Annotated in this window: 17 protein-coding genes and 1 tRNA gene; 8 read left to right on the plus strand and 10 right to left on the minus strand. The window is 65.5% G+C overall.

Annotation, left to right across the window (positions count from 1 at the left end; translation table 11 throughout):
- Positions 1 to 104 precede the first annotated feature (104 nt).
- Positions 105 to 1157 carry a phosphotransferase gene (locus QN358_RS11545; protein ID WP_136642003.1) on the minus strand — a complete coding sequence of 351 codons (1053 nt, stop codon included), beginning with the start codon at positions 1155 to 1157 and terminating at the stop codon, positions 105 to 107.
- A 62-nt stretch (positions 1158 to 1219) separates the two neighbouring features.
- Between QN358_RS11545 and nudC the strand changes: the two genes are divergently transcribed.
- Both nudC and QN358_RS11555 read left to right on the plus strand, forming a co-directional pair.
- Positions 1220 to 2230 carry an NAD(+) diphosphatase gene (gene nudC / locus QN358_RS11550; protein WP_136642002.1) on the plus strand — a complete coding sequence of 337 codons (1011 nt, stop codon included), beginning with the start codon at positions 1220 to 1222 and terminating at the stop codon, positions 2228 to 2230.
- Between the two features lie 5 nt (positions 2231 to 2235).
- Positions 2236 to 4008: an ATP-dependent helicase gene (locus QN358_RS11555; protein WP_416351985.1), complete on the plus strand. Its 1773-nt coding sequence runs from the start codon at positions 2236 to 2238 to the stop codon at positions 4006 to 4008.
- Between the two features lie 918 nt (positions 4009 to 4926).
- Here QN358_RS11555 and QN358_RS11560 read toward each other — a convergent pair.
- A complete protein-coding gene (locus QN358_RS11560) occupies positions 4927 to 6414 on the minus strand; it encodes a zinc-dependent metalloprotease (protein WP_201799273.1) in 1488 nt (495 codons plus the stop codon).
- 173 nt (positions 6415 to 6587) lie between these two features.
- Here QN358_RS11560 and QN358_RS11565 point away from each other — a divergent pair, with 173 nt between their 5' ends.
- The 5 genes from QN358_RS11565 to ppk2 all read left to right on the plus strand — a co-directional run bounded on the left by QN358_RS11565 (position 6588) and on the right by ppk2 (position 13243).
- Complete coding sequence (locus tag QN358_RS11565; protein ID WP_323512437.1) at positions 6588 to 7766, plus strand: PDZ domain-containing protein; 1179 nt, start codon at positions 6588 to 6590, stop codon at positions 7764 to 7766.
- A 74-nt stretch (positions 7767 to 7840) separates the two neighbouring features.
- Positions 7841 to 10732, plus strand: a complete 2892-nt coding sequence (locus QN358_RS11570) for a UPF0182 family protein (protein WP_136642000.1) — start codon at positions 7841 to 7843, stop codon at positions 10730 to 10732.
- Positions 10733 to 10783: 51 nt separating this feature from the next.
- Positions 10784 to 10857: transfer RNA gene (locus tag QN358_RS11575), tRNA-Met, on the plus strand.
- Positions 10858 to 10958: 101 nt separating this feature from the next.
- Positions 10959 to 12233 carry an APC family permease gene (locus QN358_RS11580; protein ID WP_323512438.1) on the plus strand — a complete coding sequence of 425 codons (1275 nt, stop codon included), beginning with the start codon at positions 10959 to 10961 and terminating at the stop codon, positions 12231 to 12233.
- 89 nt (positions 12234 to 12322) lie between these two features.
- Entirely contained in the window at positions 12323 to 13243 is a 921-nt protein-coding gene (gene ppk2 / locus QN358_RS11585) for a polyphosphate kinase 2 (protein ID WP_201799272.1), read from the plus strand.
- 21 nt (positions 13244 to 13264) lie between these two features.
- On the opposite strand, the gene QN358_RS11590 is transcribed toward ppk2, so the two are convergent.
- From QN358_RS11590 to QN358_RS11625, 8 genes are all read right to left on the minus strand, one after another.
- On the minus strand, positions 13265 to 13579 hold the full coding sequence (locus tag QN358_RS11590) for a hypothetical protein (RefSeq protein WP_323512439.1): 315 nt from the start codon (positions 13577 to 13579) through the stop codon (positions 13265 to 13267).
- Between the two features lie 63 nt (positions 13580 to 13642).
- Positions 13643 to 14389, minus strand: coding sequence for a ParA family protein (locus QN358_RS11595; protein WP_201799271.1), 747 nt, complete (start codon positions 14387 to 14389; stop codon positions 13643 to 13645).
- Between the two features lie 11 nt (positions 14390 to 14400).
- A complete protein-coding gene (locus tag QN358_RS11600) occupies positions 14401 to 15108 on the minus strand; it encodes a hypothetical protein (RefSeq protein ID WP_136641997.1) in 708 nt (235 codons plus the stop codon).
- Between the two features lie 158 nt (positions 15109 to 15266).
- A complete protein-coding gene (locus QN358_RS11605) occupies positions 15267 to 15533 on the minus strand; it encodes a hypothetical protein (RefSeq protein WP_136641996.1) in 267 nt (88 codons plus the stop codon).
- 101 nt (positions 15534 to 15634) lie between these two features.
- Positions 15635 to 15919 (minus strand): hypothetical protein, encoded by a 285-nt coding sequence (locus tag QN358_RS11610; protein WP_136641995.1) that lies wholly within the window; start codon positions 15917 to 15919, stop codon positions 15635 to 15637.
- A 168-nt stretch (positions 15920 to 16087) separates the two neighbouring features.
- A complete protein-coding gene (locus tag QN358_RS11615) occupies positions 16088 to 16804 on the minus strand; it encodes a DUF305 domain-containing protein (protein ID WP_237280336.1) in 717 nt (238 codons plus the stop codon).
- Complete coding sequence (locus QN358_RS11620; protein WP_237280335.1) at positions 16801 to 17463, minus strand: DUF3105 domain-containing protein; 663 nt, start codon at positions 17461 to 17463, stop codon at positions 16801 to 16803. Before QN358_RS11620 ends, QN358_RS11615 begins: the two co-directional genes overlap by 4 nt.
- A 53-nt stretch (positions 17464 to 17516) precedes the next feature.
- Complete coding sequence (locus QN358_RS11625) at positions 17517 to 18398, minus strand: Ku protein (RefSeq protein WP_323512440.1); 882 nt, start codon at positions 18396 to 18398, stop codon at positions 17517 to 17519.
- Positions 18399 to 18468: 70 nt separating this feature from the next.
- Here QN358_RS11625 and QN358_RS11630 point away from each other — a divergent pair.
- A partial coding sequence (locus QN358_RS11630) for an ATP-dependent DNA ligase (protein ID WP_323512441.1) occupies positions 18469 to 20753 on the plus strand: 2285 nt, incomplete at its 3' end.

A 20753-nucleotide genomic window follows, 5' to 3' on the forward strand; every position in this document is an offset into this window, starting at 1 on the left:
CCGTGAGCAGCGTGAGCGTGAGCGTGAGCAGTGGCAGCGTGAGCAGTGGCAGCGTGAGCGTGAGCAGTGGGAGCATGCGCAGTGGCAGCGTGAGCGGTAGGAGCTCAGTCGTCGTCGGAGATACGTGACGCGTTCGCGTGGTCACGAGCGGCGATCGGGTCTGACCGAGGGGTCTGCGTGAGCATCTGCTCGACTTCGTCGACCGCAAGCACTCGCCCGGTGTCACTCGAGAGCGGATTCACAATGTCGGCCTGTGCCGTGCTTGCGAGGGCCGTCAGCATACCCACAGCGTCGTCAACGATTGAGGCGTCGCGCCGCTCGGAGCCGTGCACCAGCCACTTTGCGATCTCGAGTTCGGCGTAGAGGCGCGCGCGCTTGCGCAGCTGCCGGTCGACCGGGCCCGAGCGGGCAACGTTGTAGCCCGAGAACACCCGGGTGGCCGACTCTTCGCGCGATACCGAGCTGAGCCAGTACAGGTCGCTCGCGGGGTCGCCCACCTTGAAGTTCGACCAGTCGAGGATGCCCGTGACGCGGTCGCCCGCAACCAGGAACGATTCGGGGCCGAGCGAACCGTGGATGACGGTGGGCTGGAACTGCCACAGCGCGCTGTCTTCGAGCGCGACAGACCAGCGCGTCAGAAGCTCGGTGGGCACCCGGCCCGTCGCCGCAGCGCGGTCTTTCGCCGTGCGGGCCGCCCGTGCAGACTCTGTGGCGCTGAAGACCGGCAGGCCGGCATCGGTGACCACAGAGGTGGGCAGCGAGTGCACGGCGGCGATCGCGCGCCCGAACGATTCGGCCAGTTCGACGCTCGCGTCGAGGCTTTCGAGGTTCGCCTGGAAGCCAGGGATGTAGTCGTACACCATGCCGCGGGTCTCGCCGATGGGTGCCTGGCCCCGAAAATCGGGGGCCTGAAAGGGCAACCGCCCACGGGAACCGGCGGTGAGTGCGCGCAACGCGACGAGGTCGCCCGACTGCTCGGTTTCGGCCTCCTGAGAGACGGGAACACGGATGACCAGTTGGTCACCCCCGCGCACGGTGAGCAGCGCCGAGTCGAACCGGCCCGACTGGCCTGTGCTGAGCGGCGTGGTCGAAACAACGTCGAGCCCAGCGACGGCGGCAGTGGCGAGCGCGGCTAGAGTGAGAGAGGATCTGGCCATACCTAACAGGGTAAGGCGGCTTCCTCGCAGCACGGCTTTCGCCACGCACGATTGGTCAACCCATGTCTTCTTCTTTGCTTCCCACCCTCGCGCTGTCACGGTATGAAATCGATCGCGATCATGCCTATCGGCTGACACCCAACCTGTTCGAGAGCCTGTGGGCCGACGAGTCGACACGGGTTCTTCCCCTTCACGACGGGCAGGCACTGCTCAGCGCGGGGCAGGCGGGTGCGAGCGACTGGGGCGACGTGTTGCCGCGGGGCGAGGGCGGCAGTGCTTCTGAGCATCCGGTGCTGGCATTCGTACCTGCTGCCCTCGTGCCCGATGTCGAGTTACAGCTCTACCTCGGTCTGTCGCTGGCAACCGATGCGGCAGAGCCCGTCGGCACCCGGCTGGTCGCCGTGACTCTCTCTGACGAGGCGGCGCTGGCCCTCGACCCCGACAAAACGCACTGGGTGAACCTGCGAAACGTTGCTGTCGAACTCAGCGACCGCGATGCGGGCGCCTACACCGAGGCGCTCGGTGTGCTCAACTGGCACCGTTCGCACACCCATTGCCCGCGCTGTGGGGCCGAAACGGTTCCCGAGGCTGGAGGCTGGGTGCGGCGCTGCCCGGTTCAAGACATCGAGATCTTTCCGCGCACCGACCCGGCCGTCATCGTGGGCATCGTCGACCAGCACGACCGCATACTGCTCGGCTCGAACGCGCTGTGGGAGGCCAACCGCTACTCACTTCTCGCCGGGTTTGTCGAACCGGGGGAGTCGCTCGAGGCAGCGGCCATTCGTGAGGTGTTCGAAGAGTCGGGTGTGCGCATTCTCGAGCCGCAGTACCTCGGCTCGCAGCCCTGGCCATTTCCCGCTTCGCTGATGTGCGGTTTTCTCGCGCGTGTCGACCCGGCCACCTCGGGTGACGCGCTGCTACCTGACGGCGAAGAGATCATGGATGTTCGCTGGTTCAGCCGCGAAGACCTTGCCGACCCCGAGCAGAGTGTTCTGCTGCCGGGCTCCGCTTCGATCGCGCGGGCGATTCTCGAGCACTGGTACGGCGGCCCGATTCCCAGCCGGTCTCGGTGAGCGCGCTGGACGACGACCGGTCAGGGCCCGAAACCGGAGCAGAGGCGCTGCTCTCGGCGCTCGACGCCGAACAGCGCGTTGTGGCGAAGACGCTGCTCGGCCCGGTCTGTGTGCTGGCGGGGGCCGGAACCGGCAAGACGCGTGCCATCACGCACCGCATCGCGTACGGTGTCGCCACCGGTGTGTACCCGCCGAACAAGGTCATGGCGCTCACCTTCACGGCCCGTTCTGCGGCCGAGCTGCGTTCGCGGCTGCGGCCGCTCGGCGCGGGCGGTGTGGCGGCCAGAACCTTTCACAGTGCCGCTCTGGCGCAGCTCAACTTCTTCTGGCCGCAGGTGGTGGGCGGCGACGTTCCGCGCCTGCTCGAAGGCAAGGCGCGGTTGCTCGGGCAGGTGGCCGAAGGCCTGAAACTTCGGGTCGACACTGCCTCGCTTCGTGACCTCGCTGCCGAGATCGAGTGGCGCAAGATCTCGAACATGTCGGTCGACGCGTATGCCGTGGCCGCGCGGAGTTCCCGCAGCCAGCCCGGCACACTGAGCGTCGATCAGGTGATCGACCTTCAGAACGGGTACGAGGCGCTCAAGCTCGAACGACGCCAGCTCGACTTCGAAGATGTGCTGCTGTCGATGGCCGGCATGATCGAGTCAGAACCCTCGGTGGCCATGCAGGTACGGGAGCAGTACCGGTTCTTCGTCGTCGACGAGTACCAAGACGTCGCGCCGCTTCAGCATCACCTGCTCTCGCTCTGGCTCGGCAGCCGTCAAGACCTCTGCGTGGTCGGTGATGCCAGCCAGACCATCTACTCGTTCGCCGGCGCCAAAGCCGATTTTCTGCTCTCGTTCGCCTCCGCGCATCCGAGCGCCACGGTGGTGCGGCTGGAACAGAACTACCGGTCGACCCCCGCAGTTGTCGATGCGGCGAACCGGCTGATGCGCGGCCGCACCGGCGCGCTCAACCTGCGCGCGGCGGGGGAGGGCGCCGAGCCCCCCGAGGGTGGCCGTCGAATCGAGCGGGGCCTCGAGCCCGCCATCACCGGCTACCCCTCCGAAGCAGCCGAAGCGCGCGGTGTCGCCGCGTCGGTGGCGCGGTTGATCACCGAGGGCACCAAACCCGAAGACATCGCCGTGCTGTATCGGATGAACGCCCAGGCTGCAGCCCTCGAGGGAGCCCTGACCGAGGCTGGGGTGACCTACCAGATTCGCGGATCGCAGCGCTTCTTCGACCTTCCCGAGGTGAAGCAGGCCGTGATGTCGTTGCGCGCCGCATCGGTCTCGATCTCCGGCGAGCCGCTGTTCAAGTCGGTGAGCGATGTGCTGCGCTCGCTCGGCTGGTCGCAGAGCCCGCCAGAAGGCCGCGGTGCCGGCCGTGACCGGTGGGAGTCGCTGAACGCCATCATGGGGCTCGCCGAACAACAGCCGCCGCGCACCACCTTCCGGGTGTTCACCGACGAGTTGCTCGAACGCCAGGCCGGTCAGCACGAACCCACCATCTCGGCCGTCACGCTCGCCACGCTGCACTCGGCGAAAGGGCTCGAGTGGCCGACGGTGTTCGTGCTGGGCCTCAGCGAAGGTCTCGTGCCGATCAGCTACGCCACGTCGCTCGAACAGGTCGACGAAGAGCGACGCCTGCTCTATGTCGGGGTCACTCGGGCGCGCCAGCGCCTGGCGCTGTCGTGGGCCGAGACGGGGGCGAGCCGCTCGCAGGTTCGGGCGCCCTCCCGGTTTCTGGCAGAGCTCGGCAGCCGCACTCCGGATGCACGAACCGCCAGCTCTCGCTGACCTGGCCGATATCGGGGTGCACGTGACGTACCCGGCCCTCGAGAGCGCTGCCTGCCATCGCTTCGATGCAGGCGCGCACCGCCGGAGCAAGCATCGAGGCGATGGCGAAGGGTTCGTCGAGCGGTGAGGTGCGCCGCATCAGCTGAGCGGCTATGGCGGGCCACGCCGGGTCGTCGTCGATGGCCGCGCGCTCGCAGCAGTGCAGGCAGGGGCCTGCCCCGGGCACGACGAGCGGCCCGATACGAATCTCCCGGTCGCCGAACACCACGGGCAGATGAGCGATGTCGGCGCGGAGCCAACGCCCCGACTCGGCCGGGTGCACTGCCCACGCGGCCACGAGAACCGCAAGGTCGATGGGCGCGGCGTCGCCTGCGTCGCCTGATTCACCTGCGTCGCCCGAGTCACCTGCTCCACCGGCGTCATCGCTGAGCTCAGCCCCACGGTGTGCCAGAAGCTGGCGGAGGGGCCGGCAGGCCGAGAGGGATCCGATGACGCGGACGCGCTGGCCGGTGAGCGGGCGAGAGACGGGGCCGGGCGACGCAAGGAGTGCCGGTGAGACCCGCTCGAGAAAGCGCGCCACGGCCCGGGGGCTTGCGCGGGCGCGTTCGCCGATCATCCGGAGCCCATCGAGGCCGACGCCCGGCCCGAGGGCGTGCAACATGCGTTCTTCGGCCGCAGTGACGTGCTCGAGCAGTACGGTGGCGCGGTCGACACCCACCTGCACGGCCGTCGGGGAGCGCCAGACGACGGGATAGCGGGGGTCGAGTTTCAGAATAATGGGCAGTGCAGGAGTGAACATACCTCCATCATGCATGCTGGGTGAGCATCGCTCAGAAAGTTATCCACAACCCAGATTCGCGCAGCACAGCCACGCTCGACCCAACACGGCTTCGCTCACCCGCGCACCACTCACCCGCGTCAGACGACGGGCGGCGCCGCCGAATCGGGCCGGTCGTCGCCCCGCGAGTCGCGATCAGCCGGGTCGGGGTCAGCCGGGTCGGAGTCAGGGTCAGAACCGGAACTCGTCTCAGCGGCCGGCGCATCGCCGAGGGTGTCGGCGATCGCCCCGTCAGCCGCGCCCTCGACGGGCCCGGCCTCTTCGGCGCGGAAGAAGTCGGCGATCGCGAGATCCATCTCGTCGGGCTCGGGTTCGCCCGCGAGCAACCGCGCAACGAGTGCCTGCGGGTTGTCGATGTCGTCAGAACTCGGCACGACGTCGGGGTGCGACCACAGAGCGTCGCGGCCCTCGGCGCCAACTGCGTCGGTCACGGCCTGCCACATGGCCGCCGCCTCGCGGAGGCGCCGCGGGCGTAGCTCAAGGCCCACCAGCGTGGAGAAGGCCGACTCGGCCGGCCCGCCGGTAGCGCGTCGACGGCGAACCGTCTCGGCCACCGCGTCGCGACGGGGAAGCCGCACGGTAGCAGCGGCAGTGACCACATCGACCCAGCCCTCGACCAGCGCGAGCGTGGTTTCGAGGCGAGCCAGGGCCTGTAACTGTGCCTCGGTCTTCGGCGGGATGAGCGCGCCGCTGACCATGGCCTGGCGCAGTTCTTCGGGGTTCGACGGGTCGAAACTCGACGCGAGGTCTTCGAGGCGCTCGGTGTCGATGGAGATGCCCCGGGCGAACTCGGTGATCGAAGTGATCATGTGCAGGCGCAGCCATTTGGCGTGCCGGAACAAGCGCGCGTGCGCGATCTCGCGAACCGACAGGTACAGCTGCACCTGGTCGACGGGAATGTCGAGGCCCTCGCCGAAGTCGGCGAGATTCTGGGGCACGAGAGCCGCCTGCTGGTCGCCCATGAGCGGGATGCCCACGTCACCGCCCGACACGACCTCGGTGGAGAGCTGGCCGACGACCTGGCCGAGCTGCATGGCGAAGAGTGCCCCGCCGATGTTGCGCATCAACTGGCTGGCGCTCGCCATCATGCCCGACAGCTCTTCGGGAGCCTGGTCTTTCAGCACGCGGGTGAGCGCATCGGCGATGCTGAGCGCGACCGGCTCGGCAACCTGGCTCCACACGGGCATCGTTGCCGTCACCCACTCTTTGCGGGTGAGAAGTTTGGGGGTGGCGGCGAGTTCGGCGACGTAGGTCACCTCGTCGAGCCAGAGTTCCGCGACGTGCAGCGCCTGCTCGAGGGCCGACAGCTGGCCGGGCGTGCTGACCGAGGTCTCGCGTACGGCGATCTGCTGGGCGGCATCGAGTGCCACCTTCCAGTCGACACCGTCGCCGCTGTTCTGCATGGCGTTCTGCAGCTGCTGCATGAGCTGGGCTACCGCGGCGGGGTCAGAGGGCAACCCGGCCGCGCTCGCGAGCTTCGACGGGTCGAGCTCTGAGTTGCCCGACAGAAACTGCCGCAGCATGTCGGCGAATTCGTCTTCGGGGTTCTTGTCTGGCTCGTCACTCACGGTCGCACATCTCCCACGGTCTTACCGCTTTCTATGATGCCTATCAGCATCGAGTTCTACGCTAGCCCCCGGCCCATTCTCGAAGCTGGGATTTCTCATAAGCTGGGCCCTTCGGTCGTGCGCCCGTGGCGAACACGCCTGATCCCTTCCGTTTCTGCCAGTGAAAGGCTCTTGTGAGCGAGACCGACCAGCCCACGCCCGGCGTGCCCGCGAAGCCAGTGCCCGTGCTTGTGCCCGCACCGCCAGCCGCGCCAGCACGGGCATCCACTCGCGGCTCGAAGCGCAGAACAGTCGGCTGGGTCAGCCTCATCGCCGCGCTGGCGCTTGCGCTCGGGATGAGCTTCATTCCTTCGCCGTATGTCATCGAGCAGCCCGGGCCGGTGTTCAACACCCTCGGCACCAGCGACCACGACGGAACCCAGGTGCCGCTCATCTCCATCTCGGGCGCCACCACCTATCCCACCTCGGGTGCGCTCGACATGCTCACGGTCTCGGTCGTGGGCAGCCCCGAAAGCCTGCCCAGCTGGGCAGAGATAGTGGGGGCGTGGTTCGACCAGAGCCGCGCGGTGGTTCCCGTCGCATCGATCTACCCGCCGACGGTCACTGTCGAGCAGCAAGACCAGCAGAACCAGGCGCAGATGGTCAACAGCCAGCAGGAGGCGATCGCCGCGGCGCTCACCAAGATGGGCACGGCTTTCACCACGACGGTTTCGGTTGCACAGGTCGCTACAGACGCGCCGGCCACGAACATCCTGAAAGCCGGTGACACCATCGATTCTGTCAATAGCGTTGCAGTGACCAGCGTCGACACTCTGCGCGCGGCCGTGACGGCCAACGGGGATGCCGCACCGGCCACGCTCGTCATCACGCGGTCGGGCGCCCAGCAGACCGTGCAGATCACGCCGCAGAAGGCCTCTGACGGCACGATTCTTCTCGGTATCGCCGCAGCGGCGGCGTACCAGTTTCCGTTCACCGTGAATATTCAGCTCGACAACGTGGGTGGCCCGAGCGCGGGAATGATGTTCGCACTCGGCATCATCGACCAGCTGACCCCCGGCGATCTCACCGGCGGGCAGAAGGTGGCCGGCACCGGTACGATCAGCGCCGATGGCACGGTGGGGGCCATTGGGGGCATCCGCCAGAAGCTGTACGGGGCCGAGCAGAGCGGGGCAACCTATTTTCTCGCGCCGGCTTCGAACTGCGACGAGGTCGTGGGGCACGTTCCGAGTGGGCTGACCGTTTTTGCTGTGAGCACCCTCACCGATTCGATCACCGCGCTCACCGACATCTCGTCGGGCAGCGACACGGGGTCTCCGCCGACCTGCGATTCGGTTCAGGCCGCTACGAAATAGCTGCCGACAGCGGGTTCTCAGCGTGGGCTGTCTAAGATTGGGCGAACACCCACAGCTAACACAAGAGGCTTACCGTGACTTCTACAACAGCCCAGAAGCCCGCAAGAAGATCGCGAACCGTCATCGCGATCGCCATAGCGGTCATCGCCGTTCTCGCGATTCTGTTCTTCGTCTTCACCAACCTGTACACCGAAGTGCTCTGGTTCGACCAGCTCGGCTTCCTGAGTGTGCTCACCACACAGTGGATCGCCGGCCTGGTGATGTTCTTCATCGGCTTCTTCGCGATGGCCATCCCGGTGTTCGCGAGCATCGAGATCGCGTTTCGTCTTCGGCCGGTCTACGCGAAGCTGAACTCGCAACTCGACCGGTACCAACAGGTCGTCGAGCCGCTGCGCCGCCTCGCCGCCTTCGGTATTCCGGCTGTGCTCGGCCTGTTCGCGGGCGTCTCGAGCGCGTCGCGCTGGCAGGTCGCCCTGATGTATCTGAACCGCACGTCGTTCGGGCGCACCGACCCGCAGTTCAACCTCGACATCTCGTTCTACGTGTACGACCTGCCGTTCTGGCAGGGTGTGGTGGGCTTCGCTTCGGCCGTCGTGCTGATCGCCGGCATCGCCGCCGTCGCCACGAGCTACCTGTACGGCGCCATCCGGTTCGGCCAGCGAGAGGTTCGCGTGTCGAAGACCGCCCGCGTGCAGATTGCCGTCATCGCCGGAATCTACCTGCTGCTGCAGGCCGTGAGCATCTGGCTCGACCAGTTCGCCACACTGTCGAACAGCGGCGGTCTGATCACCGGCGCATCGTATGCCGACGTGAATGCGACCATCCCGGGACTGCAGATTCTCGCGGGCATCGCCATCATCGTGGCCGTTCTCTTTCTCCTTGCGGCCTTCATCGGCCGCTGGCGCCTGCCCGTGATCGGCACCGCGCTGCTCATCGTCAGCGGACTGGTACTCGGTTCGCTCTACCCGTGGGTGGTGCAGCGCTTCCAGGTCGCGCCGTCGGAGAGAAGCCTCGAGGCGCCGTACATCCAGCGCAACATCGACCTGACGCGCGACGCGTACGGCGTCAGCAACGTCGACGTGATTCCCTACAACGCCACCACGACGGCCGAGCCCGGCGCGCTTCGTGCCGACGCGGCGACGACGTCGAACATCCGCATTCTCGACCCAGCGCTCGTGAGCGGCACGTTCGCGGCGCTGCAGCAGTTCAGGCAGTACTACCAGTTTCCGAAGGCACTGAACGTCGATCGCTACACCATCGACGGCAAGACCCAAGACATGGTCACCAGCGTTCGAGACCTGAACCTGAACCAGCTGGGCACGTCGGCGAGCTGGTACAACCAGACCATTGTGTACACGCACGGATACGGGGTGGTCGCCGCCTACGGCAACCAGCGCTCGGCAGACGGGCAGCCGGTGTTCTCAGAATCGGGCATCCCGTCGACCGGTGTGCTCGGCGACTACGAACCGCGCATCTACTTCGGCGAGAATTCGCCCGATTACTCGATTGTGGGCGCCGCAGCGGGCACCAGCCCGACAGAGCTCGACTACCCGTCGGGCACCGGGGGGGCATCCCAGACCTACACGACCTTCTCGGGTGACGGCGGCCCGAAGCTCGACAACGTGTTCAACAGGCTCGCGTACGCGCTGAAGTTTCAGTCGGAGCAGATCTTCCTGTCTGAGGCGGTGAACAGCAACTCGCAGATTCTGTACGACCGAGACCCGGCGACACGTGTGTCGAAGGTGGCGCCGTACCTGACGATCGACTCCGACCCGTACGCATCGGTGGTCGACGGGCACGTCGTGTGGATCGTCGACGGGTACACCACGTCGTCGAACTACCCGTACTCGAAGACAGAGGGGCTGAGCGCGGCGATTGCCGACACGTACACGCCGAAGCCGGGGTACGCCGTCGACAACAACATCAACTACATTCGCAATTCGGTGAAGGCCACGGTCGACGCCTACGACGGCAAGGTGACCCTCTACGCGTGGGATGCCACCGACCCCATTCTGCAGACATGGGAGAAGATCTTCCCGGCCACGGTCAAGCCGATGAGCGACATGAGTGCACAGCTCATTGCGCACGTGCGCTACCCGGCCGACCTGTTCAAGGTGCAGCGGGCCATTCTCGGGCAATACCACGTCACTGACTCGGGTTCGTTCTACTCGCGCGAAGACGCCTGGACCACGCCGAACGACCCGATTTCGACGGCCGCGAACCCCACGCTGCAACCGCCGTACTACCTCACGATGCAGGTACCCGGGCAAGACCAGCCCGAGTACTCGCTGTACTCGACTTTCATACCCCTCACAGGGGATGACACGAGCAAGAGTCTGAACGGGTATCTGGCGGTCGACTCGAACGCGGGAAACACGGCAGGGGTGAAGTCTGCCGACTTCGGCAAGCTGAGGCTGCTTACTCTGCCCAAAGACGCCACGGTTCCAGGCCCCGGGCAGGTACAGAACAAGTTCAACGCCGACCCGACCGTCTCGGGTGCTCTGAATCTTCTGAAACAGGGCTCGACCCAGGTGCTGAGCGGAAACCTGCTCACCCTGCCGGTGGGCGGCGGGCTGCTCTACGTGCAACCGGTCTACGTCGAGTCGCGTGGCGAGACCAGTTACCCGCTGCTGCAGAAGATTCTCGTCGGCTTCGGTAACAAGATCGCCTTCGAAGACACTCTGGATGCTGCACTCGACGATCTCTTCGGCGGAAACTCCGGGGCGACCGCCGGCGACAGCGGTACCCCCACCACAACGACGCCTACGACGCCATCGACCGGCGGCACCACCACGACTCCGTCGGGGAACAATGCGGCCCTCCAGAAGGCCCTCAGCGACGCCCAGACCGCGCTGACGGCTCGCACAGCGGCACTTCAGGCCGCTGACTGGACAGCGTACGGCGTCGCCGACCAGCAGCTGAAAGACGCTGTGGCCGCCGCAATCGCAGCTTCGGGCGCCCAATAGGCCCGGATGGTAACGAGCACGCAAAACCTCTGGTAGTGTTACATCTTGTGCCGCGGGGTGGAGCAGTTCGGTAGCTCGCTGGGCTCATAACCCAGAGGTCGCAGGTTCAAATCCTGTCCCCGCAACAAGAAGACAAAAGGCTCGGCCCCCAGGCCGGGCCTTTTGTCGTTTCAGCGGCCTGTCTTTGTTCGGATGGTAACGTTCGGCCCGTGCATTCGAGTGTGAAGTGACGACTGGTTCGGGCTCCGGCGGCCCGGCCTTGGTTCGACGACTGGGAACAGCCGACGCCGTGTCTATCGGCCTCGGATCAATGATCGGTGCCGGCATTTTCGCCTCGTTTGCGCCGGCTGCTGCTGCCGCAGGTGCCGGGCTTCTGATCGGGCTGGCGATAGCGGCGGTTGTCGCGTTCTGCAATGCGACGTCGTCAGCGCAACTTGCTGCGGAGCATCCGGCGTCGGGTGGCACGTATGTGTACGGTCGGGAGCATCTGGGGGAGTGGCCCGGGTTCGTGGCGGGCTGGAGCTTCGTCATCGGCAAGACGGCCAGTTGCGCGGCGATGGCGCTGACATTCGCCTCCTATGCCGTTCCTGAGTCGTGGCAGAAGCCGGTCGCCGTTCTGGCGGTTCTTGGTCTCGTGGCAGTGAACTACTTCGGTATCACTCGCACGGCGCAGCTCACCCGCATCATTGTCATCTTCGTGCTGGCCGTGTTGGCCCTGATCGTCGTCTCTGGTCTCGCCGGGTTGGCCACAGACGCAGAACCACTGCGTGATCTGACAGCGAACGTTGGCGCGGGCGGCTGGTACGGAGTGCTGCAGTCGGCTGGCTTGCTTTTTTTCGCGTTCGCCGGGTACGCCCGTATTGCCACTCTTGGCGAAGAGGTGAAGAATCCCAGCGTCACAATTCCGCGAGCGATTCTGCTTGCACTGTCGGGCACCCTCGTCGTCTACGCCGTGGTCGCGGTGGTCGCACTACTCACTCTCGGCCCCCAGCAGCTTGCGTCGGCTGCCGCGCCGCTGGTCGACGTCGTGACAGCGAGCGGGTGGTTCTGGGCGACCCCCATCGTGCGAGTCGGTGCAGCCATTGCCGCTCTCGGGGCGCTTCTGGCGTTGATTACCGGAATCGGCCGCACGAGTCTCGCCATGGCGCGAAATCATGATCTGCCGCACTGGTTCGCCGCGGTGCATCCACAATTCAGGGTGCCCCATCGCGCCGAATTGGCTCTGGGTCTCGCGGTGTGCGTGCTCGTGCTCACGGTCGACGTGCGAGCGGTTATCGGATTCTCGTCGTTCGGGGTGCTGCTCTACTATCTCGTCGCCAATGTGGCTGCGTTCACTCAGACCAGCCGTCGGTACCCGCGGGCGCTGCAGGTTCTCGGCGGGTTGGGCTGTGTTGCGCTCGTCGTGACACTGCCGCCGGGCGCCGTACTCGCGGGCGTCATCGTGGTCTTCGTCGGGGCGATCTATCGGGCGATCCGTTTGCGCCTGGCAGGCCGGCGCTGAGGGGAGGGGCGGGGCGTCGTCTCGCGGTTCTCACAGTCAACCCTCGCTGTTCATGTTCTGGTTGTCTTGGCCGCTTATGATGCCCAATCGTGACTGACAACGACTACTTCTTCTCGGCGGCCCCCGAACTCGACGATGTGCTCGGGTACACGGTTGTCGACGATGACGACGATGACCCCGTGCTGGTCGCACGCGACGGTGCAGTAGTCGACACGTGGCGGGAGGGGTACCCGTACAACGCACGCATGGATCGTGCCGAGTACGAGCTCGACAAACGCTTGCTGCAGATCGAATTGCTGAAGCTTCAGAACTGGGTCAAGTCAGAGGGGCGCCGCGTCGTCGTGGTGTTCGAAGGCCGGGATGCCGCGGGTAAGGGCGGCACGATCAAGAGGTTCATGGAGCACCTGAATCCGCGGGGTGCCCGCACGGTGGCGTTGGAGAGGCCGAGCGAGCGCGAGCAGACGCAATGGTATTTTCAGCGCTACGTGCAGCATCTTCCGGCCGCGGGCGAGATCGTTCTGTTCGACCGCTCGTGGTACAACCGGGCCGGCGTCGAACGCGTGATGGGTTTCTGCACTGACGATCAGTACGACGAGTTCATTCGGCAGACGCCGCTGTTCGAGCAGATGCTGGTCGGCGACGGTATCGACCTGGTGAAGTTCTGGTTCTCGGTTTCTGCAGATGAGCAGCGCACCCGGTTCGCCATCAGGCAGGTCGACCCGGTACGGCAGTGGAAGCTGTCGCCGATGGATATCGCGTCGCTCGACAAGTGGGCCACATACACGGCAGCCAAGGAGGCCATGTTCGAGAAGACCGACACCACTGCGGCGCCGTGGACGGTGGTGAAGAGCAACGACAAGAAACGAGCCCGGCTCGAAGCGATGCGGCACGTGCTCTCGCTGTTCGACTACGCGAACAAAGACCACGCGATCGTCGGCGAGCCCGACGCGAAGATCATCGGATCGGCGTCGACCGTGTACGAGCAGGGTGAGAACGAAACCCAGAACTGACCCGGCCCGAAAACGCTGACGTCAGCGAAACGGTACCGGTACTGCGCCAGAATGGCACCACTCCAGGCGAAGCGTCTGACCGGGTGCGCGTTTCGCGAGATCTGTTTCGAGGGCGCTGATGCGGGTCGTGATGACGATGCGGGAGTCTGCGACGAGATCGAATTTCATCTTCTGGGTCTGCTCGGTGACCAGCACTGTTCCGACCGTCGGAAAGACAACGAGCATCTGCCCGGTGTGAAGCAAGATGTGCTCGTAGTTTCGGCGGAGGGTCTGCCCCAGCTCGGGAATAGCGTGTACCGCATCAGCCGTGCGGAGTGTGCCCGTCATTGCAATCATGAGACAGAGTCTTCACGAGTGAAGTGAGCAGGAGATGAACGAAGGATGGGCATCCAGAGCTGATCAGTGGCGATGTTTTCGTTGCTTCGCCTTGATGCTCGACTGCACGCGCACCCACAGCTCGCTGTAGGCGTGCGCCGCTTCTGTTCGGGGCGCATAGACCCCGACGGGTGCGCGTTCGGTGCCCATCCGTTCGATGACGACGCTGCTGGGAACCACAATGTTGGTGACAGTCGAAGAAGACCGGGGAAGATCTCTGACGGCGGCGCGGTGCAACGTCTTTCGGCGATCGACCATCGACAGGAAGCCCACGACCTGCGGCGCGCTGGCCGACTCCGAGACGAACTCTGTGACCTGCTCCAACGATCGCAGCGACAGTGGCGACGGCACCAGGGGCACCACGATCAGCTCTGCGGCGTGCAGAGCATTCTCTGCGACCAGAGACGAGCCGGGCGGGCAGTCGAGGATGACCACGTCGTAGTCAGATGAGATCGTTTCGAGCAGCTTCGCTATGCGTTCGACCGAGTTCTTGTTGTGATCGAAGACCAGGTCGAGGTCGCGGTAACTCGCATCGGCGGGGAGAACATCCAGTCGCTCATAGCGTGTCGACCTGATCGCCTTCGCGGCACCGGTCTTGCCGCCGATGAGCGCGTCGACGCCGCCCTTCAGCTTCGGCTTCACCTGCAGGAGAAATGTGGCGGCACCCTGAGGGTCGAGGTCCCACAGCAGAACACGAAAATCCTGAGATGCTTCCCATGCCAGGTTCACGGCCGTCGTCGTCTTACCGACCCCGCCTTTTGTGCTGTACACCGCCACCGTCTTCACAGATTTCCTCGATTCGATTGTGGGCGTGAGCTGATCGACAGAAGATTCTGGCGAAGAAAAGGTGATGCCCCGGCAATACTGACCCGGTGGGGGCCGTATTCGAAAACGACCGCAGCCCATCGGCCGAACGGGTCTTCGATTCGGGTGACGGGGTGCTCGACACCGTCGATCACAAGGTGGCTGTCGCGGCGACGCATGTCAGACACATAGTGTGTCGCCCGGTGAACCTCGCGGTGCCAGGCGTCGAGATGATCGCTCTGCGAAGGAACCCTCATGGGGAGCATGTCGTTGCGAATGAGATAACTGACGGCATGCTCGGTGAGAGTCGATCGGCCCGGGTCGGCAAACGCCGCGTCATCGACCGGCTGAGGAACGCGGCTGGTACGAATCGACGCAGCTGGTGCACGGGAGCGCTTTCGTGGCTGTTCGTAGAACACCTCGAGGCGAGTAAAGCTGCGTGTGTCGAATGAGACCCGCATGCCCGATGGTGCGAGCGAAGAACCCGAGGCGAAACTGAGTGAAGGCCGCGGTCGCCCGAAGCGGCGAAGTGCGGCCTCGCTGAATCGAAGATCTGGGTCGGGCGAATGCCCGAACAATGCCAAGGCGTGGCACGCCTCGGGACAGAAACAATCTTCGGGCAGGCGAACCAGGTGCTCGGGCAGCGGCTTCACCGTCGCTGTGGCCACCGTGGTGTCTGTGTGCATGCGTCTCCCCGCAGTTGTTCCGAAGGCAGGCTGCCGGGGTCTAGGGAAGCGCGTTCGGGATTACGGTAGCACTGCACGGCGCCCACCATCATGCAATAGTCGATCGCTGCTCGGCAGACCGCTGTGTACCGAGGTTTCAGCGAGCGCGTCACGGCAGGCTAGGTCACGACGCGGCGAAGAGCATCCCGCCAGCTCGGGGCGTGCACGTTTCGACCCACATCGGTGGGTGCGGCGACCCACTCCCTGTCGCGAGCGTGGAGATGATGCGTGATGCGCTGAACGGAGTTCTCAACCCTGAACAGATGCCACGAGTCATCCTGAATGCTGCGCAGTGCGTAGCGATTGTGGCTGGTCCAAAACTCGACCTGCTCGTCATCAGCGATGGGTAGTTCTATATCCGACAGCGTCGGGTTGCCATTCAACACGATCACAGCCTATTCAGCGAAGGCGAACGCCGAATGAATGGCAGACGCCCCATCGGTTACAAAGCAGAGACAACCGCCCCCGAAAAGAGACGGAACCACGGTCAGCGGTTGCGAATGCCTTCCATGAACGAGACTGGGGGGAATCCCCACTCGCGAGCGAAGTCATCTGCCGAGCTCGTCAGCAATTCCCGGCGCGCAGTGCTGAGAATCCGCTCAGATTGCTCATCGTCGCCGGCAGCCACGATGTGGGCGACACGCGTGTTGGCCAGCGACACGAAGATGAGGTCAGACAGGCCCGTTGCGCCTCGGCAGAAGTCGAACGCGGGGCTCTGCGACAAGCCGATGGCGCGGCGCCACCCCCACGGGGTTCGAGCCCGAAGCTCCACCCGCCAACACTCTGCAGCCATCATCATCATCACAGTGCATCACCCCCGAACCGGCATGTCAGCCCCTTGCCAAATCCTGCGTCATGCGCGGTCGGGCGTCGCAGCCGGCGAGGCGGGTTTTCACACTGTTTACGTGTTGTTCGTCTGTTCGCCTCGGAGGGCTCTGACTCAGGCGCGAGCTGCGAGCAGCTGCTGCATGTAGCCGATCTCGCTGGTCTGGGCTGTGACGATGGTGCTGGCGAGGCTCAGCACGTCTGAATTGGTCGAGCGGGCCACGAGCGCGTCAGCCATCTCGACCCCGCCCTGGTGGTGGGCGATCATGAGGCTGAGAAACAGCTTCTCTGCCGGCACTCCGCTGAGCGTCTGCAGGTTCGCGAGGTCGGCTGAGGTGGCCATCCCGGGCATGGCGGCCCCGGGGGTGACCGCTTGCGCCGAGGCGCCTGCGCTCGCAGCGGCCGTCGCGCCCGCCACCGCTGTCGCGCCCGCTGCCGTGCCCATGTTCATCCCGTGGCCGGCCGCCGATTGGTCGAGCGTAGGCAAGGTCATCCACGTCATGGCGGGCACAGGTGAGACCTGTGGCAGCCCCCAGAGGTTCAACCACGCGAACATCTGCCCCGCCTGCTGGCCCTGCGACGTGGCGATGTCGTAGGCGAGCTGCCGAATCTCGGGGTCGGTCGTGCGGTCCCGGATGATCAGGGCCATGTCGATCGCCTGCTGATGATGCACTTGCATGTCACGGGCAAACCCGGCCTCGGCGCTCAGCGTACTGGGCGAGGTCACCACGGGTGTCGTGACCCGACCCACCACCAGCCCGATCACGAGCAGCAGCACCGCTCCGAGAACGAGCGCGACGCGCATCCGCCACCCGTCTACTGCCCGGCTCACGAGACCAGCCCGGGAGCAGTCACCCCGCCGGTGCAGGCAGCGCCCGGCTCTGGTGCGCTCGGCGACTGCCAGTACGTCTTCAGAAAGTCGGCGAGGCGCGTGTCGTCGACGCCGGTGAGCTGAATCTGAGCGCCCCAGGCCGACGCCACCACGGGGGAGGGGAGGCCGACATACGGCGACAGCACAATGTAGGTGGTCGGCAGTTCTGCCCGCAGCTTCGTCAGCGTATCACCGGTGATCTGGGTGGCGTCGTAGGTGACCCACACGGCGCCGTGTTCGAGATCGTGCACGGCGTTCTCGTTCGGAACCGCCTGGTCGTAGACGCCGCAGTTCAGCCACACCGGCGCGTGGTTGCCGCCCACCGGTGGCACCTGGGCGTAGGTGACACTGCCCGTCACATGATTGCGCGTGAGCCCGGTGAAAGTCTGAACCCCGTCGGCTTTTGTGGCTACGGGAGCGGATGCCGAACCTCCGCCGGTGACGACAAACACGATCACGAGCACGATGATGAGGCCAATCGCCCCGAACCCCCCGCCGAAAAGCAGTCGGCGGTTGCGAGTAGCTTTGGCTTGCTCGCGTTTCATCGCCTCGACTTTCTCGGCGCGACGCGCTTCTCGCTCTTGCTTGACGGTCAGTGTCTTCTTGTTTTCGGGGGGCACGATGCACAGGGTAGTGAGGTTAACCGGGAGAAAACCGTTAGAGCGACAACCAACTAGGCACCTTTTTTACTCCTCTGCGAACGCGCCGACGAAACTGCCGAAGAACCCTCCGTCGAACCGGTCTTCGCCCCGCGACTCTTCGCCACACTCTGCCGCAGCGCTTCCATGAGGTCGAGAACCTCGCCGCCGCCGTTCTCGTCGGTGCCGCCGCTGCCGGCTTCGTCGCCCTCACCGAACGTCTCGTCGGTGTTCACCGAGTCGCCCTTCGCGAGCTTCGCGTCGATGAGTTCACGCAATTGCACCTGATAGTCTTCGCTGAACTTGTCGGGCGCGAAGTCGGTCGAATACGAGTCGACAAGGCGAGCCGACATCTCGAGTTCTTTCGCCGAGACGCGTGGGTGATCATCCAGTGCCGTGAAGTTCGCGGCGCGCACCTCGTCATCCCACAGCAGCGTCTGCAGCAGCAGCACTTCGCCGTGCACGCGCAGGGCCGCGAGCCGTGTCTTCTGTCGCAACGCGAAGTGCACGATGGCCGTGCGGTCGGTCTCTTCGAGCGTGCGCCGCAGCAGCACGTAAGCTTTCGACGACTTCGAGTCGGGTTCGAGAAAGTAGCTGCGATCGAACCGGATCGGGTCGACCTGGTCGCTCGGAACAAATTCCACCACGTCGATCTCCCGGCTCTTCTCGGCCGGCAGCGACAGAAGATCGTCGGGCGTGATGATCACCGTCTTGTCGCCATCGTCGTAGGCCTTCTCGATGTGGTCGTACGTCACGACCTCACCGCAGATGTCGCAGCGTCGCTGGTACCGGATGCGCCCGCCATCTTTGTCGTGAACCTGGTGCAGCTCGATGTCGTGATCTTCTGTCGCGCTGTAGACCTTCACGGGCACGTTCACCAGGCCGAACGTGACGGCGCCCTTCCAAATGGATCTCATGAGCCCAGTGTTCACCCGCGGCGTGTCAAGAGGCTAGAGACTTGACAACCGGCAGCGGCATGATGGGCCCATGGCGGCCACGAAGAAGAGCGGTGCCGGTGCCAGTGCGGGCGCGGGCGATGAGGTCGTCGTCAGCGTCGGCGGGCATCGGCTGAAACTGACGCACCTCGAGAAGGTGCTCTACCCCGAGACCGGCACCACCAAGGCGGATGTTCTGCAGTACTACTCGGCCATCGCCGACGTGATGCTGCCTCACGTGCGCGATCGCGCCGCGACCCGCAAGCGCTGGGTGAACGGCGTAGGCACCGAGGCGCACCCCGGCCAGATGTTCTTTCAGAAGAACCTCGACGACGGCACGCCCAGCTGGGTGAAGCGGCGTACTATTGCGCACTCCGACCACGACAACGAGTACCCGCTGGTGAACGACCTCGCCACGCTGACCTGGCTCGCGCAGATCGCCGCGCTCGAGGTGCATGTTCCGCAGTGGCGGTTCGGCCGGGCCGGTGCTGCGTTGAACCCCGACCGGCTCGTGCTCGACCTCGACCCCGGCGACGGCGTGGGGCTGCCGGAATGCGCCGAGGTGGCTCGGTTCGCGCGCACCATTCTGCAGGGCATGGGGCTCGAACCGTTTCCGGTCACGAGCGGGAGCAAGGGCATCCACTTGTATGCGGCGCTCGACGGTTCGCAGAGCTCGGAGCAGGTCTCGGCCGTGGCGCATGAGCTGGCGCGGGTACTGGAGGCCGATCATCCCGAACTCGTCGTCAGCGACATGAAGAAGTCGCTGAGGGTCGGCCGCGTGCTCGTCGACTGGAGTCAGAACAGCGCCGCGAAGACCACGGTGGCGCCGTACTCGTTGCGGGGGCGTTCGCGGCCGACGGTTGCGGCGCCGCGAACGTGGCGGGAGCTCGCGTCGGCGTCGCTCGCGCAGCTCGACTACACCGAAGTGCTCGCGAGGGTGAAGCGGCGGGGCGACCCACTGGCCGAGGGGCTGGGGGAGCAGCTGGGGGAGCAGCGTGCTGCCTCTCCCGCTGTCGATGGCTCGGTACCCGACGCCCAGCAGCCCGACCGTCTGCACACCTACCGCAGTATGCGAGATGCGTCGAAGACGCCTGAGCCGGTTCCGGATGCCCGGCCGGCCACCACCGCCACCAACAGTTTCGTCATTCAGAAGCACGACGCCTCCCGACTGCACTACGACTTTCGGCTCGAGCACGACGGGGTGCTCGTCTCGTGGGCGATTCCGAAAGGGCCGCCCACCAAGTCGGGGCAGAACCACCTCGCGGTGCAGACCGAAGACCACCCGCTCGAGTACGGCTCGTTCGAGGGCACGATCCCGAAGGATGAATACGGTGGCGGCACGGTCGAGATCTGGGATGCCGGAACCTACGACCTCGAAAAGTGGCGCGACGGGCGCGAGATCATCGCCACCCTGCACGGCACGAAGGCCGGCGGGCTCGGCGGCGATCGCAAGTTCGCTCTCATCCACACCGGCAGCGGTAAAGGCGCGAAGGCTGAGCAGAATTGGTTGATCCACCTGATGCAGCCCCAGTACAGCGCCGCGAGCGAGAAGCGCCACGCGCACCTCCCGCCGCAGCCCGACGACGAGGCGCCCGCCCTGAACGCCGCGCTCGCGGCAGCAGACACGCCCGCGAAGCCGATCGCCCCCATGCTTGCCACCCTGGGAGCGGCGGCCGACTTCGCCGATCACTCCGACGCCGACGACTGGGCGTACGAAATGAAGTGGGACGGCATTCGTGCCATCGCCACGCTCGACTCCCGCGGTGTGCGGCTCGCCAGCCGCAACGGCCACGACATCACGGCGCAGTATCCCGACCTGGCGGTGCCGCTGGCCGCGGCCCTCGGTTCGCACGAAGCCGTTGTCGACGGTGAGATCGTCGCGTTCGACCCCTCTGGCCGCCCCAGCTTCAGCCGCCTGCAGCAGCGCATGAACCTGCAGGGCGAGGCCGACGTGAAGCGGGCCGTCGCGGCCGTCACGGTGCACCTCGTGCTGTTCGACATCGTGCACCTCGACGGCCGCTCGCTGGTGCGTGAGACGTACGATTCCCGCCGCGCCCTTCTCGAGAGCACCGTGACTCCGGATGCCCGCTCACTCGTTGTGGTGCCAGCAGCGTTTGCCGGAGACTTCGATGCCGCCTTCGCCAGCAGCAAACAGCTCGGCCTCGAGGGTGTTGTGGCGAAGAAGCATGACGGCAGCTACGGCCCGGGGCGCCGTTCCCATTCGTGGGTCAAGCTCAAGCACCACCGCACGCAGGAAGTCGTCGTGGGTGGGTGGGATCGTCACCGAGCTGCCCGGCCCGAAGTCGAAAGAGCTGCATGCCCGTCGGTTGAAGACGT

Source organism: Subtercola sp. RTI3 (genome assembly GCF_035018625.1).
Taxonomy (GTDB): Bacteria; Actinomycetota; Actinomycetes; order Actinomycetales; family Microbacteriaceae; genus Subtercola; species Subtercola vilae.